Raw genomic sequence first — 16,442 nt, 5'->3', positions numbered from 1 at the left:
CGGCGTGGCCCGCCGGGACGCGAGCACCGGCCAGGGCCTCCGGGGCGGGAACCATCGGTCGAAGGCCGGTGCGCATCAGCGTGTGGCGTGTTCGCACCGGCCTTCGGGGACCGGTCAGTTCGGCTGCTTCACCCACGGGGATTGCGCATACCCGCTGTCGACGTGGAACACCTGGGGCTTCCCGTACAGGTTGCGGACGCGGATGGTCCAGACGGCCACTCCGTGCTCCGGCTGTACCACCACCTTGAAATCCGCGGGGCGGCCCGCGTGGCGCCACTGCGCGCAGGCCTCGACGCAGGCGGTCACCAGTTCGGCGAAGTACCTCGTGAGCTTGACCCCCGAGGGCGCCTTCCCGGTCTCCTCCTTCATGTGTTTCAGGCAGGCCAGGTCGGTCTCCATGCTCGCCGTGCAAAAGGCCCGCGGAACCCACGACTCGTGGATGGGGATCCAGGTCAGCGCGGTGACTCCGCCGGGACACTGGATCTCCACGTAGCCGAGCTTGTGGATCGTGGCGCACACGACATCCCATTCGACGCCGCGCCACGCGAGCACGTTGACCGCCTTGGACAGTTCGAGCGTGGTCGACTTCGCCGGCATTCGCTTCTTGAGCGCGGCGAGGATCGTAGCGTTCTGGCAGTGCACGAGGACCTGCGCGATCTCCTCCGGCTCCAAACCTGCCATGCACACCAGCCACGGCTTGCCGTAGAACGCGACCATCGACGTGCATGTCTTCAGCGCGGGCGTGCCCATCCCGGACAGGCACGTGAACCGGTCGACGACCTCGGGGCGTACCAGGCTCACGCTGCCGCACAGATTCAGGTTCGCCGTGACGACCGCGCCGATCGGCGCGGAGCACACGTTGGTGATCTGCTGCTTCTGCTGGTCCTCGGAAAGCGTGTGGGACGTGCCGAGTTGCACGTCGATCTGCTCTCCGAGTCGGACCGGGGTGACCTGAAGCAGGGGCATGGCGACGTTGCGGTGCTTGACCAGCGGAACGGTGAGCGGTTCGAGAATCGCGGTGAGCTGGAACGAACCGATGCGGTGCACGGCGGCGTCCGCATCGGCAACGGTCGCGGCGAGTTCGTCGAACGCCGCGGTATACGAGGCCAGTGCGGTCGTACGGTGCAGTTCGACGGTGGTCGAGCGCTGGGCGAACGCCGTCAACTTGGCATCCGCGCTCGGCAGCGCGGCCAGAAGCTCGTTCATCAACTTGGTGGACCAGGTGAACGCTCCGAGCCGATCCTTGATGGCGGTCCTGAGCCGTGCGCCGGTGACGTCGGCGCACATGATGTCCTCGTGCCGGACCGACAACAGTTCCGCGAGGGCGTCCTTTACGGAATCGTCGAAGTGGACCTTCAAGTCGTCGAACATCCCCTTCGCCAAGTGGTCGATGAGCGCGACCATCTGGGCCTTCCACAGTGCCCGGCGCGTCGGGTCGGCGATGTGCGCGAGCTGTGCGTCGACCTGCTGGTTGGCGTTGTCCTTCCACTTCTGCATCGCGCCGTTCGCCTGGGCCCGCAGCACCGAATGCAGTGCGGGCTTCAGTTCGTCCTCGTTCGCGGGCCGCTCGGGCGGAGCATCGCCTGCCCCACCGATCGTGTGCTCTGTCATTGCCGCACCCCCCAATCCCCCGCCGCGCTCGACGCCACGACGAGACAAGGTCGCGGCGGGCGACGGCACCCGACAATTCTGACAGCGAATCAACTCCCCACGGGACAAAAAGCGTTGATTCGGTACGTCGGCACCCAAGCGGGCAGGTGAGCCGCCACGGCACCGGCACGGGCACCGGCGGGATCCGTACCAGCGGAGCCGGATTCGAGACCCCGCAACAACCTTGTAGGGTCTCCCGGCTCGTGTCGGATGTCGGTCCCGTGACCCGCGAGTCCGTCCGCTGTCTCCCGTCGTATCGGACGTTCGGAATCTCGGTTCCGTGTCGGTGAACCGAGGATGGGGTCCGGCCCCGTGGACGTCGGAGAGGCCGGCGGCGAGGCCCTTGTCAGGCGTGGCCGGTGAGGTTCCAGTGGGCGGCGGGGTCGTTGAAGGTGTCCTGGTAGTCGGGGTTGGCGATGGGGCGGGCGGCGAAGAACCGCTTCGGCAGGTCGAAGGCGTCGATCAGCGTGGTGGCGTGGTCGGCGAGTCGACCGATGCTCTCCTCGATCAGGTCGGGCAGTTCGCTGATGTGGCGGGCTGTCAGGTGCTGCTCGCTGTGCAGCGGGCCACTGTGGGAGTCGATGCGCCGCAGGGTGAAGAGCTGGTGCAGGTCGAGCAGTACGGCGCGGGCTCGCGGGTCGGCGGCGGCCTCGGCCATGGCCAGTAGGGCGGTGGCGGCGCGGTGCTCGGCGTGGGCGGTGACGGCGGCCAGGGCGGCGGGGGCGGCCGCGTTCCACCGGCGCAGGCTGTCACCGGCCGGTGCCTGGCGTAGGCGGACGCGAGCCCGGGAGAGGAGCAGCCGTTCCGCCGCGAGCAGCAGTGCCTGCCGAACTGCGGGGTCGGTCGACTCGCCGCCGGGCGCGGCGGTCGGCAAGGTGTCCTGGGCGAGCAGCAGTTCGGCAGCCGTTTTGGCCCACAGGGCGAGGTTGTCGCCCTCGGCCGTGATCGTGCCCTCGACGTCGATGGTGGCTGAGACGATCCCGTTGGCGGGGAGGAGTCCCTGGGCGCCGCAGCGTTCACGGCACTCGGTCAGCAGTTCGCGTGCCTGCCAGGTGATCCAGCCCTTGGCGATGGCCACCTCGCGTTCGGCGATGGTGGTGGCCGTCGGGTCGGCGCGGTCGTGCTCGGCCCACGTCGTCACCGTGGCCCGGTGCAGTGCCGTCATGGCGTAGGCGGTGGCGAGGCATTCCAGCAGCGGGCCGTGGTGGGTGCGGTGGGCCCAGATCGGTACCTTGCGGTCCGGGCGGGCGCCGGTCACCTGGCGGTGGTGTGCGTAGCGGATGGCGATCGCCAGAGCGGCCCGGGTGGTGCCGATGGCACTGGCACCCATGCAGAGCTTGCCGAGGGTGACCCGGCCGATGCTGGTGAGGAACCGCTTCCGCTTGCTGCCGAGCGCACTGGTGAAGGTGCCGTCGTCGTCGAGCCGGCCGTGCTCGCCGGTCAGCAGCGCCTCGCGGGGCAGCAGGACCTGGTCGAAGGAGGTCAGGCAGTGGTCCACCGGGCTGCCGGGGCGTAGCGGGAGCGGGCGCACGGTGACGCCGGGCAGGGGGCCGGTGTGGTCGGTGAGGGGGGTGAGGAAGAGGAAGATCCCGTGATCGCGGCCCTCGGTCAGCAGTCGGGCCGCGACGACGGCCGACTTCGGGCCGCCGGTCGTGCTGGTGTTGGGCATGAACTTCTGCGCGCCGGCGTGGGGGGTGTGGAGCGTGAAGGTGCGGTCGGTCCGGTCGTAGGTGGCGGTGGTCTCCAAAGCGGTGGCGTCGTTGCCGTGGCCCAGTTCGGTGCACAGGAACGTACCGATGCGCTCCATGGCGGTGTACTCGGTCAACGGCCGCTTGTCCTGGGGATCGTGGTCGAGGAGGCTGCCGAGGAAGAGGTTGTAGTGGATGCCCGCCAGGACGGTGAGCGCGCCGTCCAGCGGGCTGGTCCATTCGTGCAGTGCGGTCAGGCGGTAGGGGTCGGTGGCCAGTTCGGCGGCGTCGGTCAGCTGGTTCACCCGCCGTAGCCGCTGGTAGGACGCGAGGAGTTGGTCGGTCGTCCGTGTGTCGTGCCGGCGGTGCATGCACGGATCGGCGGCCAACTCCCTCCAAGTCCCGTGGACCCTTTCTCGATCGGCGCCGAAGAGTAGGGCGCGCAGCTCGGTGGCTGCCGGGTCGGTGGCCGCGCCTGGGGCGTCGGCGGAGGCGCTTCGGGTACCGGGGATCGCGATCATGCTCTGACTAATGGTGAATCGTCCATGGAGGACACGCCGTTGTGGTGGTTGTCACCATTCGCAACATCGTTCCCAGGGGAATCATCGCGTCCGAAGTGGCCTCGCGTACGGGATCGTTCTTGTGGCCGGCAGAACAGGGGGCCTGAACAGCTGGGACATCGAGCGGATCGAGCCGGATCGTCTGGGATGGGGACCAGATCAGATGAGACGGGACAGGTGTCTCACGGCGATGTCGGATCCGACAGCGATCCGACATCCAGCGCGAGATTCCGACACGCGGCGCGAGACCCGACCAACCTCTAGGCTGCGAATCCGACTCCGGACGCGAACTCGAAACCACCCCAGTCCGAGCCGAGATCGGCCAGGACCTCGTCGGTCCACAGGTCGTCCAGCGTTCGTTCGTCGCCGGCCGCCCAGGCGCGCACGATCGCGTCCCAGCGGCGGACGTTGACGCTGCGGTGCCCGGCCACACCCGCGCGGCGGTGCGGCTCGCGTACGCCGGACTGGTCGTGCGGGTGCAGTTCGACGCGGGTGCCGCGGCCGTTGTTGTTCAGGCGGCGGGTCAGCGACCGGGCCACGTTGCGCCGGCGCAGGTCGCGGTAGGCGGTCTCGATCCGGCGCAGGTTGGCGCGGTTGGGGATTTGCTCCTCGGCGAGCCAGGCGGCGAGGGTGCGCGGGGTGACGGTGATGCCGGCGGTGTCCATGGCGGTGTAGCCGGCGGTGGAGGCGGTGAGGTAGCGCAGGCGGGCGGCGAGGCCGCGTTCGGTGTCGACGGGTGAGGTGATGCCGTCGGCGAGTTCGTCCAGGCGCTGCGCGGCCAGGGCGGAGGCGCGGGTGCCGCGCATTCCGTATTTGCCGGGCTCCAGGGAGCGGTACGGCATGCGGTGTCAGGTCCTCTCGGGCGACGCGGTGGTGGGGTCGGCGGGGTCGGTGCTGGGGGGCATCAGCTCTTGTCCTTGGTCTGGAGGGTGTACGTGTCCTTGATCTTGACGTCGCCGACGCCGCGTCCCTCGGTGAAGATCGTGCGCCAGTCGCCTCCGGTGAGGTGGAGTTCGTCGGTGCCCATCACGCGCACCACGGCAAGGCCGCCCTGGTGGGCCTTGAACGCCTTGACCCACAGGTTGGAGAACGCCTGGGAGCGGATGATGTGCATCCAGTCGGGGCGGTTGATCTCCCGGTTGTAGTTCGAACCACCCATCGTGGAGACGAGTTTGGCGTACATCTGTTTCACATAGTCCAATGTCACGTCGTCGCCCTCGGCGATCGCCGCGTCGCGGGCGTCGCGCAATGCCGTGCGCAGCCGCTCCAGGAGGTTCTCCGTCGCCACCGCCGTCCACGACTCCAGGATCTGTGGTTCCTCGCACAGGGTGCCGTAGGCGGGCGAGGCGCAGCGCAGCAGGAGGCGCAGGGTGGGGTCGGTGATCCACAGCGGGCCGGGCTCGTCGCGGTCGCCGAGCGGGTTCGGGAGGTCGTCGTGGTCCCAGGCCGGGGGTTCGACGAGGTAGATGCCGGCGCGGCGGCGTTTGCGGCCGCGCGGTCCGTCGAAGTCGTCCAGGTCGGGGTCGGCGCGGTGTTCGAGGGGGCCGATCGGCAGGTGGGCCTTGAGCGCGGACAGGTACGCGGCGTTCATGTCCAGCGCGGTGACCTCGTGCTCGCCCGGGGGCAGGTGCCTGTTGCGCCATTTGGGGCGGGCCTCCCAGACCGCGTCCGACTCCTCCTTGCTGCGCTTGCGCAGCAACTCCGGCAACGGCGGATACCACGTGTGCTCGTACCGGGACCCGGCCCGCGACAGCCGCAGGAGCTCCATCACGTCCGGGATCGCCCGCCGGGCCAGGGCCTCGCTCGCGGCCTGCATGTCGCCCTCGGCCGCGGCCAGTTCCTCCGCGACCGCGTCGGCGATCGCCCCGGGCAGCGGATCCTCGTCGGTGTCCACCACGACCCTGCGCGCCGTCTTCGTCGCGGCCGGGGCTTTCGACGCGGTCGACGCGGAGCGGGCGGCCCCGCGCCCGGGCGCGGTCGGCGTGCGGGGTGCGGTCGCCGGTGCGCCGGCCGCGGGCCCGTCCTGTCGGCCCTCGGCTCGTTCGCGAGGAGCGGGGGCCGGGGCTCCGGCGGCGTCGGCGGTGTCGGCCGGGGCCGCGCCGGCCGGGCCGGTCTCGGCTGAGGCGGTCTCGGCAGAGGCGGTCGAGGCCGGCAGGGGGTCGGTGAAGCGGACGTGGGCCAGGTCGGCATGCAGGGCCGCCTGCGCGACCGGGCCCAGGTCGCGTTCGGCGACGATCGCGAACGCCTGCTCGCCTTCGCGGGTCAGATGGATCACGGTGTCCGCCTCGGCCAACGCCGTGCCGATCTCGGGAAGTTCACCCGCACCCGTCTCCCACACGGCCACCACGGGAACATCCAGATCCACCGCCAACCGGCGCAACGCCGCCACACCCTGTCGGACATCGAGGCCGGCAAGGCCGGCCGCGCCGATGAGGTGGTTCAGCGGATCCACCGCAACCAGGCGCAGGCCCGCGATGTCCGTCGCGGTCTCCCGCAGCAGGTCCAGGGTCAGGTCCGCGCCGTCGTCCAGGAGCAGTCCCCCGGCGGCCAGGCGGGCCGAGGCCGCGTCGGCGGCGAGGCGTTCGGTCTCGGTGAGGGTGCCCGCGCGCAACCGCCGGTGGTCCACCCCGGCGGCGGCGGCCGTCAACCGCGCGGCGATGTCCGCGCGGGGGCGGCCGGGCGTGCACGAGAGCACCGCATTCGGCGCGTCGGGGTCGTCGGCCGGGGCCAGGGTCGCGGACAACACCGCGCCCGCCGCCAACAACCCGGCGCCGGCGCCGGGCGCGCCGACCACCACCACCAGGCGGCCGGGCAACGCGCCGCCGCCCAAAGCCTCGTCCAGGGCGGTGGGGCCGAACGAGACCGCGCGTCGGCGCGCGGTGGTCGCCTCCCCCAACGCCGTTGCGAACCCCGCCACACGGCGACCCGCCCCGGAAGACACGGTGGGAGTAACCGGCGCGGTGGGCGACAGGGGCGCGGCGTCGTGGGCGTCCGGTCCGGGCATCGCCCGTTTCGCCGGCGCGGCGGGGCCGCCGCCGGTGGGGGTGGGTGGTGTGGTGGCGGTGTGGGTGATCTGGGCATAGACGCGGCGGTAGCGCAGCACCAGTTGCGGGGTACCCGCCGCGGCCGCGCGCACCAGATTGCCCAGGCCCTGCCGGGCCGCGGTCATCGTGAACGCGGGCAACTCCCCCTGGGCGGCCAACACCTCCGGCGTCGGCGGGCCCAACACCGCACGCACGCCGTGCGGAGCGTGGATCACCACCGGGGCGCCGTCCGCGGCGTCGGCCACCACCCGAGCCCACTGCCTGCGGACCTCCTCCACCCCGAACCCCACACCCGGACCGACCGCACCGCGCGCACTCCGGCCCGAGGCGTCCTCGTCCGGCGCCTGCGCCGTCTCGCTCATCCGCCCGACCCTTCGCACACTGACATCGACACTTGTAATCCTACCGCGATTCGACACATAAATCTGCCGACTCGCAAGGAAGTCAAGTCGGAATAAGGGATGTTCTCCTTGTACCGAGGTCAGCCTCGGTGTGATCACGACCGGCAGATGGCAGAGGGCAGAGGGCGGTATCGAATCCTTGTAGACGACCCAGCGACCAGACTCGCCGCCTTCCCCGCCCACCCAGCGAGCCCACACCTCGATTCGGCAACCACTTTCTCGCGGCTCGTACGGCCCAGCGACCAGACTCTTTTCGCGACGTGCCAGTCCCTGGGGTTCCGACCCCGGACCGTGCTCAGGACCGACGATTACGGTGTGGTCCACCGCTTTCGTCGCAGCCGGCGCCGCCGTCGCGCTCGTACTCGAACTCGCTTTGGAGGCGGGGTACGACGTCGTCGCCCGCCCTGCCGTGCAGCTCCTGGGCTCTCGCAGCGTCCGGTTTCTCGCCCCTCAAGGCACCCGGCCTGCACTGGTGGGTCGGTTGCGAGAGGAACTGCACCGCGCGGCGGCGACCCGGAAGATGCCGATGCCCTGACGGAACCGCATCACCCGGGTGGGCGTCGCGCATCAGCCGGGCAGGCGTCGCGCAGCTTCCAGACCGACAGGTCCTTTCCGTACCCGGAGTGCTTGAAGCCACCATGTGGCATCTCGGTCGCATACACGCCGTGGCAGTTGATCCACACGGTGCCCGCGTCGATGCGCCGGGCCAGGCGCTCGCCTGTCGCCGCGCCGCGGTTCCACACGGATGCCGCCAGAGCGAAAGGCACGTCGTTGGCCGGCCGGATCGCGTCGTCTTCGTCGGTGAAGGGCTGGACGGTGAAAACCGGGCCGAACACCTCGTCCTGCACGATGGCGTCGTCCTGGCGTACGCCGGTCACCACGGTCGGTTCGAAGAAGAATCCGGGCCCGGGGGCGGGTGTGCCGCCGGTGGCTGCCAGGGCTATCGGGATGTCCCAGCCGTCCGCCGGTCGGTGCTCGCGGGTGTCGACCACGCGCCGGAGCTTCCCGACGGAGCGCCGCAGGGGCCGACGCTCGCCGGACGCCGAGCGGCGGACCTCGCCGACGGCGTACCGGGCCGCCCGGATCGCGCGTGACATTGCGCGACGAACTCCCAGAACCCGCAGCGCACTTCGGGGACGCTCACGACGCCGGAGACCATCTGCGCGAGTGGACCTGCCGGCTCGGTGGTGCGCTCACCGGTGGAGCGTCCGGCGTCACCGACGGGCGCGGCGTAGCCGAGACCGCCAGGCATCGTCGGCGTGCGCAGATGACGTCGGTCCGCTCGATCAGAAGTCGCTCGCCGGGCTACCGCTATCCGCCTCCTCCACCCACAAACGGCCTGCCTGGTTTCGCCGCCGCCTTCTTCGCGGCTGCCTTGGGAGCCGCGACGGCTCCCTTGCCGATGACTGTGGTGGCCAGCTCACGCCACGCCGGCACGTTCACACCGCCCTGGTCGCTCGTCCACATCAACGTGCCCGCCGCTCCCCCGCCCTGGGTGTGCGGCAGGATGCCCTGCGCCGCGTACCACTGCTTCTTGCGTTCCCAACCGGCGGCGTAGGACGGATCGTCCAGCATGCCCAGGTGTTCCCAGTAGACGCTGCGCCCGTCCGGACCGTGGATGGTGAAGTCCGGGAGCCTGCGCATGCCGTCGTTTCCGACCAGCGGCTGCTCGTATGCCCACTGACCGGGCAGGAGGTCGTCGAGAATGCTCGCCACGATGACCTCGTTCTTGCTCCGTACCATCACTCCGTTGCCGGTGATGTGCACCAGGCGTCCGTCCAGCGGGCCGACGTGTACTCCTGCCGCCGCGACGACGGTTTTGGGTTGGGGTTCCGCGCAGAGGTCCGTCATGCGCCGGGCGCTGTCCGATCCGGTGGCGCGGGTCAGCTCCTGCAGATCCTCGAGGGGTCCCTCGTGGCAGATCACCACCCTGCGGCTCTGGCGGGTGAGCGCGGTGTACAGGAGCTCCCGGGACAGGCTCTTCACCGTGGCCGGGATCATCAGGACGACCACGCCGAACTCGCTGCCCTGGCTCTTGTGTACGGTCATCGCCCAGGCCAGTTCCAGTGGGGCTTCGTCATCACCGCCACCGCCTCGGTAGGTGTAACGCTTACCGAGCTGCGACGAGAACTCGATCTGGGTGTCCCTGGGCGCCGTCTTCATCTTCGCGGACTTGATCTGCCCGATGACCACGCCCAGCTCGCCGTTGGCGACGTATCCCCGCGTCTCGGTGGTCTGTCGGCTCCAGGATTTGCGCCTGCCGTTCCGAGTGTTCACCACCTTGTCGCCGACCACGATCTGCTCCGGTCCCAGTGGGCCCGGGACCTTGCGCCCTCCATGCGGTGCCGTGGCCTGTTCCAGTGCCGCCCGCCGGTGTCGCTGCTTCAGGTGCCGGTTCAGCTCCACGGTGCCGTGCGTGCGTCCGCGCACCGGCGAGAGGGCCTGCCACTCCTCGCACTTGCCGGCGGCGTCGAAGAACTTGGGATAGGTCTTCCCGTTCGCCGCGGGTTCGATGGTGGCGCCGTAGCTGCGTGCGAAGCTCAGGCCGCCGTCGTCCTCGACGCCGAATTCCTCGCGCAACACGTCGTCGAGAACCCGCGTCGCCGAACGTCCCTGCCAGGCCACCGCGCGGAGCGTTTCCATCGGCTCGCCGCGCCGCAGACGCTCCCAGACCTCGTCGGCGCCTTCCGCGATCTCGTCGCCGCTGAACCAGCGCGCGAGCAACAGATCGTCGCGCACGCGGCCGACTTCGCGCTGCCGTCGCAGCACGGTCAACTCGGCCCACCCCGGTGCGATACGCGGCCAACTCCCGGCATGGCCCGACCGTGCGTCGTTTTCGAGGTCGACGAACGGCCGGCCCGCCCCGATCGGCGGTAGTTGACGGGGATCGCCGACGAGGATCAGCCGCTGGGGCGGCACCAGCCCGTCCAGGAGCGCGGCCAGCATGTCCTCGGTGAGCATGGACGCTTCGTCGACGACGACCGTCCCGTACCTCTGTCGGCTCGCCGCATCGTGGGTGCTCAGGTAGCGCCCGTATTCGCCGTCGTAGCGCCCGGACTTGCTGAGGAACTGGGCCAACGTCATCGCCGGCGCGCCGACCTTGCTCTCCAACTGCACCCGTGCCTTGCCGGTGGGCGCAAGGAGCAGCAGCCCCGACGAGATGATTTCCTGTCTGACGGCAAGGGCCCTGACGAGCGTGGTCTTGCCGGTTCCCGCAGGGCCGTTGAGGATGGTCAGCCGTCCTTCGTACAGCTCCGTCAGCGCGGCGGCCTTCTCGGTGCGTGCACGCTTCTCCGCCGGGTCGCTCGCGAGGTCGCTCTGGCCGCCCAGGACGTCCTCGAGCGTTTGGGCGAGGCCGGCGGGGGCGCTGTGCCTGGGCTGTGCGCGGAGTCTCTCGATGTGGCCGCGGATCTCGTCGCGGCGGAAGAAGGCCGAGGCGAGCTTGTAGGCGCAGGATCCGTCGGCAAGCCGCGTCGACGTCGCAATCGTCCACTGCTGCGTGGGATCCGGGAGCATCTCCGGGGCCAACCCCAGTCCGCCGAGCACGGTGGCGCTCACCGAAAGCGGTTGGGCGACGGCCGGTAGAGCGAGCCGTTCCAGCGTCTGGTCGACCGTCAGCAGGGTGTGTCCCTCGGCCTGTGCCCGGTACAGCGCCGTGACGATCGCCGCCTCGACGCGCCGCACGTCCTGCGGGTCGTCGAAGGCGTACTCCCTCGGCACCGGAAGCGGATGCCGCTCGGCGAGCTGGTGATCGGGGAAGCAGCCGCGGTCCACCGTCTCGAATTCGACGGGGACTGCGTCGTCCACGGTGCAGGTGACCAAGTAGTACGGATTCTGCCGGAGTTCGTCGGGCGTGATCGCGGTGCTGGTTGCACTGTCGAGGACCCGGTCCACGGCGGCGGCGGTCAGGTCGAAGCGGCTCAGCAGGCGCAGTGCGTCCTTGGTGTCCTGGGACTGCCCGGCCCAGATCGTGCGGCGGGTCCCGGTTACCAGGTCGAGCACCGGCTGCGGAGCGTTCCCGCCCTCCAGTGCGGCGACCAGCAACGGCCACGGGTCCTCGCCCTCGGCGACGGTGGATCCCAAAGTCCTCGCGGCGAAGGTCGGGTGCGGAAAACCGAGGCGGGAGAGCACGGCCGGCAGACCGGGGGTCGGACCACGGCGCTTCCAGGCTCGGGCCAGTTGCTCGTCGAGCCATCGCAGCGACGCCTCCGGGACCGAGCCGCCGAAGTCGACGGCAGTTCGGGCTGCGCGTTCGAGTTCGAGCAGTGCGGCCACCGCGACGTCGGGGGGAACATGTTCGGCACCGTACGAGAATTCCCGGTCCGTCTCGGGTGCCTTCGCCAGGGCCTGCGAAACGTCGACGCCGGCGGCGGCCCGGGCGGCGAGGTGCCGGACCGGCAGCAGTATGCCGCCGGTGCCGTCGGGCCGAAGGGTGTGCCTGACCACCGTCTCCCACATGTGGTTGGGGAACGCGGTGGGCCCGTCGGTGTGCCAACGCCCGGGAAGGGTGACCGTTTCCACAGTGGCCGCGCCGACGAGCATGCGTCGCGGCTGATCATCGAACGGGGAATGCTTGACGTAGATGAAGACCAGCGACTCGTGCGGCGTGACGTCCTGGAAGAAGGCCTCGATGACCGCCTTCTGGTTGTCGCCGTGCATCACCCACGCCGGCTGATAGTTCAGTTGTTCGCGGACCCACTGCTCCCGGTGCGGAAGGAAGTCGTCCACCGGCTGCTGAGGCAGGACCTCGGTGACGAGGTTGTCATGGTTGAGCCAGAAGAACGGCACCGCGTGCACCGACCAGGGTGGTACGGGCGCGGGAGTGTCGAGGACGTTCTTCAACGCCTTGGTGTGCGCGTAGGGGTGGGACCGAACCAGGGTGTGCGGTCGCGGACTCAGGAACCCGCCGTTCTCGCCGACGCACGGCGGCAGGCCGCCGGGCAGTTGCTGGAACTGTGCGCCGCGATGGTCCATTTCCAGGTCGTCCCGGCGTTTCTCGCCGATGTTCTTGAGCAGGACGCACGAGCTGTTGGCCGCCGGGTCGGAGCAGATGCTCCCCGACCACCCCGAGTCGTGCCAGGGAACGCGCACAGAAAGATGACGCACAAAAGCCACGAAGAATCCCCCACCCGACGTCAACCGGCTCGTCGCCCCACAGTACCCAGTGACGTGTCCGACCGAAGGTCATTCGCAATCGCGCTTCCACACATCCACGTGCGCCTCGTCCGAACCCGGCGAGGCCACATGCCAACTCGCGATGTGGTCGGCCATTGACTCCTTGACCACACCGCACGCCGGATCATGGACCCACTTGAGGACGGGTGGCGCCGGAAGCGTCCAGGGACCATCGCGGCGCGTGTGTGCGGCCGATGCCGCCCGCGACGTCTGCACCAGGGAACACGACGGCGAGCGCTCGGCCGGCGAACGACGTCTTCTGTTCCCCAGCGCGACGGCCTTCACCTGTCCGAGGTCGCCGACCCCCCTGCGACGCCCCTGTACGTGGCCTTCTCCCCGCCCGAGTGAATCACCCCGGGATGCCTGCCACCGTTGTTCGAAGTCCGCACGTTCGCGCAGGGCCTCCGCGGCACGAACCGGCCCCGTGGTCGCCTTTCGGTACTGCTTGGGCTGAGTTCGCTACCAAGCAACCACCCACCTACGGCGCCCACCGGATCGGCCGGGGATGGCAAACTGATCCGGATTCGGGTGGCCGTCCCGGTGAACGTCCCTGTCGCTCGGGGGATTTCGTGGTATTCGGTATGTCGCCTGCGCGGTCGCGTCGCGATCCCTGTCGTGCCGGTTCGCCGGCGGGAGGGACCCGCGTGTCGGAAAGAGAGGGGATGCCTGGTGGCGCGAGACCAACTGCTCGGGGGCCGTTACCGGTTGGTGCGGGAGCTCGGCGAGGGCGGTATGGGGCAGGTGTGGGAGGCGCGGGACGAGACGCTGGGCCGGCCCGTCGCCGTCAAGGTGATCTCCCTGCTCGCCGGTGGCGGAAGTCGCGGTGACGAGGCGCGCGCCAGGTTTCGGCGCGAGGCACAAATCACCGCCCGGTTGCAGCATCCCAACATCGTGACCGTCCACGACCTCGGCGAGACCGGTCCCCAGCACGACCGAGCCCCGTTCCTGGTGATGGAGCTGGTCCGCGGCGAGGGCCTGGACGCGGTCCTGCGCGCGGGCGCTGTCGGCCTGGCGGACGCGGCCGGTTGGGGGCCGCGCAGATATGTGACGCACTCGCCGATGCCCACGGCGCCGGAATCCTGCACCGTGACATCAAGCCCTCCAACGTCCTCATCACCTCCTCCGGCGTCGTGAAGGTCCTCGACTTCGGCATCGCGAGGGCGGCCGACCCCTACGCGACCGCGGACCGCCTCACCCGGACCGGCTTCATCGTGGGCACACCCCCCTACATGTCGCCCGAACAAGCACGCGGCCTCCCGGAACCGCGCAGCGACCTGTACGCCCTGGGCTGTCTCCTCTTCGAGCTGATCACGGGCCGGCTGCCGTTCGAGGCCCCCGACACCATGGGATACCTTTCGGCCCACCTCATCCAGGAACCGCCCAGACCCAGTTCGGTCTCCGCCGGCATCCCGTCCGTCTGGGACGACCTCCTGCTGACCCTGCTGCGCAAAGACCCCGACGAGCGGTACCCGAACGCCGTCGACCTCGCCCGGGCGCTGAGGCAACTCGACCATGCCACGCCCGAGTCCGCACCGCCGGCAGGCGACGCCACCGCACCCGTCACGGTGCCCGGCACGACTCCCCGCACCAAAGTCGTCACCCGAGGCGGCGCCCGGACCCCGGAACCCGAACCCCTCCGGCATCGACCGGCCCCCGACCGTCCGGGTACGAATCCCGGTTTCGCTCCGCGACGTTCCGCGGCCACGACGGCTATCGTCGTGACGGCGTTGGTATGCCTTCTCACGTCCCCGGTCATCCTCCTCGCGACGAACCAGGCATTCGACGCCGGTGGGCTGGCGAGCAACTCACGGACGTTGCGGACGACGCTCTTCGGCACCCTGGCGGCCGTGCTCGCCATCGGCGTCGTGCTGCTGCTTGCGCGGAGCACCGCCGGACGTTGGCTGGTCGCCACAGGCGGCATCGGCCTGGCGCTCCAAGCGGCGAACGCCATGATCTTCTTCGATACCATCGCCCCCATCGCACGGGGTGTCCTGCCCGTGGTCGGCGCAACGGCCGCCCTCTCCGCGCTTCTCGCCGGCTTCTCGGCCGCAGAACCAGGGCCTCTCGCATCCGGACCCCGCCGCAGGCCCGCCTGGCTGATCACCGGCACGGCTATCGTCGCCGCATCGGTGGTCTGGGCCATCGGCTACGTGTGGAGCACAACGTGGTGATTCCGTCCCCGGCCAATTCTCTCGCCGGGCACCGCGGACATCCCCGCGGTGGCCGGCGGCCCCGGCGTCCGACAGCGTGGCCGCGCCGGCCGGGCCTGGAGCGTCGACCGACGCGGAGACCGTGAGCGGCACGAAGCCGAACTCGCGGGCGAACCCGCTGAAGGCGCGCCCGATCGGGCGCGCCTTCGATCGCGTTCACCACAGCCGACGTCGGACCGCGAGCCCGGCGACCGGCAGTGCCGGCTCGCTAGCGGCGCAGGCCGCGGTCCAGGGCGGCGATGCCGCTGCCTCGGATGTCGTCGCCGTCCAGGGCCCAGATCATGACGCCGGCCAGGTCGTGCCGGCGGACGTAGCGGGCCTTGGTGGCGAGGATTTCGGCGTTGTCGTAGGTGTAGAAGGTGTTGCCGTCGTATTTCCACGAGGCGCCGTGGTTTCGGTCGACGTGGGTGGTGCCGGGGTGCGCGCCGAGTTCCTTGTAGGTGAGGTCCGGTGCGGTGGCGGTGGCCTTTTGGTAGAGGCCGTTGCGGTCGCCGGCCGGGACGCCGGTCCAGCCGTGGCCGTAGAACGGGACGCCCAGGACGGTCTTTCGGGCGGGCAGGCCGAGCCGGGCGTAGTGGTCGACGGCCTTGTCGGCGCTGCGTTGGCGGGCGTCGGGGTCGGTGGGGTCGGAGTACAGGTTGGCGTGGTGGTTGGTGGGGCCTTTGGTCTCCCACGCGCCGTGGAGGTCGTAGGTCATGAGGTTGATGAAGTCGACCGAGGCGGAGACCTCGGGGATCTCCAGGCGGTCGGCAACCACGGAACTGGCCGGGAGGGCGGCGGTCAGCAAGTAGTGCCGGGGCTTGGGGCGTTCGCTCCGGCTTTGCGCCTTCTGCGCGGCGTACTCGTCGAGTTGCCTGCGGAACTCGGCCATCAGCAGGGTGAAGTTGCGGCCGTCCTCGGGGCGTTCGACGTTGCCTTCCGCGCCGCCGCCGCCCGGGTACTCCCAGTCGATGTCGATCCCGTCGAAGACGCCTTCGGCGGCGCCGGGACCGCCCTCCGGAGCGCCGTCGAGCCGCGGCACGTTGCCCTTGATGTAGAGGTCGACGCAGGAGGAGACGAACTTCTTGCGCGACTGTTCGGTGGCGGCCGCGTCGGAGAAGTACTTGGACCAGGTCCAGCCGCCGAGCGAGATGACCACCTTGAGCTGCGGGTTCCCGGCCTTCAGTTTGCGCAGTTGGTTGAAGTGGCCCTTGAGCTTCTGGCGGGGGGTGTCGGCGACGCCGTCCACCGACTCGGCGGCGGTGAACGGCCGCTGGTAGTCGTCGTACGCGTAGCCCTGACCTTCGATGTTGGCCTCGAAGCAGGTGCCTTCCGCGGAGACGTTGCCGAAGGCGTAGTTGATCGTGGTCAGTTTGGCGGCCTGGCCGGTCTGCTGGACGCGTTTGGCGGAGCTGTCGGGGCCCCACTGGGTGAAGTACCCGATCCGCTGGCCTTTCGGCTTCGGACCGTGCGGCCCGTTGCCGGGGGTGGCAGTCGCGGTGGTGGCGGAGGTGGCGGCGAGCAGCACGGCGGCGGTGACGGCCGCGAGCAGACCGGCTGGACGAACGGTCACGAGGGCCCACTTTCCGACTGAGCGTCACGGCGCCCGGGGCCGGGCGTAGCAAAGGTCTAGTCCATTGCGTCCCGCGTGTACAAGGGGTGCGTTCGGATCGGTGCAATATGCAAAACGGTGGTTCGGCGAGCGCCGGTTCGATGTCGGTGCCCCGCAAGGGCG

At 70.1% G+C, this 16,442-nt stretch carries 9 protein-coding genes; 2 read left to right on the top strand and 7 right to left on the bottom strand.

Annotated features, from left to right (window positions below; genetic code table 11):
• Positions 1–114 precede the first annotated feature (114 nt).
• From ACZOOI_RS42595 to ACZOOI_RS42570, 6 genes are all read right to left on the bottom strand, one after another.
• Positions 115–1,611 (bottom strand): hypothetical protein, encoded by a 1,497-nt coding sequence (locus tag ACZOOI_RS42595; RefSeq protein WP_465282189.1) that lies wholly within the window; start codon positions 1,609–1,611, stop codon positions 115–117.
• Positions 1,612–1,996: 385 nt separating this feature from the next.
• A complete protein-coding gene (locus tag ACZOOI_RS42590; protein ID WP_465282188.1) occupies positions 1,997–3,859 on the bottom strand; it encodes an acyl-CoA dehydrogenase family protein in 1,863 nt (620 codons plus the stop codon).
• A 299-nt stretch (positions 3,860–4,158) separates the two neighbouring features.
• On the bottom strand, positions 4,159–4,740 hold the full coding sequence (locus ACZOOI_RS42585; RefSeq protein WP_465282187.1) for a transcriptional regulator: 582 nt from the start codon (positions 4,738–4,740) through the stop codon (positions 4,159–4,161).
• A gap of 62 nt (positions 4,741–4,802) precedes the next feature.
• Positions 4,803–7,304 (bottom strand): DnaB-like helicase C-terminal domain-containing protein, encoded by a 2,502-nt coding sequence (locus ACZOOI_RS42580; protein WP_465282186.1) that lies wholly within the window; start codon positions 7,302–7,304, stop codon positions 4,803–4,805.
• Positions 7,305–7,888: 584 nt separating this feature from the next.
• On the bottom strand, positions 7,889–8,440 hold the full coding sequence (locus ACZOOI_RS42575) for an aldehyde dehydrogenase family protein (protein ID WP_465282185.1): 552 nt from the start codon (positions 8,438–8,440) through the stop codon (positions 7,889–7,891).
• Between the two features lie 214 nt (positions 8,441–8,654).
• Positions 8,655–12,434: an AAA family ATPase gene (locus tag ACZOOI_RS42570; protein ID WP_465282184.1), complete on the bottom strand. Its 3,780-nt coding sequence runs from the start codon at positions 12,432–12,434 to the stop codon at positions 8,655–8,657.
• A 753-nt stretch (positions 12,435–13,187) separates the two neighbouring features.
• On the opposite strand from ACZOOI_RS42570, the gene ACZOOI_RS42565 reads away from it, so the two are divergent.
• The gene (locus ACZOOI_RS42565) at positions 13,188–13,652 is read left to right on the top strand and encodes a protein kinase domain-containing protein (protein ID WP_465282183.1); all 465 of its coding nucleotides are present in this window, start codon (positions 13,188–13,190) and stop codon (positions 13,650–13,652) included.
• The gene (locus tag ACZOOI_RS42560) at positions 13,544–14,689 is read left to right on the top strand and encodes a protein kinase domain-containing protein (protein WP_465282182.1); all 1,146 of its coding nucleotides are present in this window, start codon (positions 13,544–13,546) and stop codon (positions 14,687–14,689) included. The genes ACZOOI_RS42565 and ACZOOI_RS42560 overlap by 109 nt, the downstream gene beginning before the upstream one ends.
• A gap of 247 nt (positions 14,690–14,936) precedes the next feature.
• On the opposite strand, the gene ACZOOI_RS42555 is transcribed toward ACZOOI_RS42560, so the two are convergent.
• Positions 14,937–16,280, bottom strand: a complete 1,344-nt coding sequence (locus ACZOOI_RS42555; RefSeq protein WP_465282181.1) for a glycoside hydrolase family 18 protein — start codon at positions 16,278–16,280, stop codon at positions 14,937–14,939.
• Positions 16,281–16,442: the final 162 nt, after the last annotated feature.

It is taken from the genome of Embleya sp. L77, from assembly GCF_055557415.1.
Note: the sequence above shows the minus strand (reverse complement) of the source record. Positions and strands in the feature narration are given on the sequence as shown.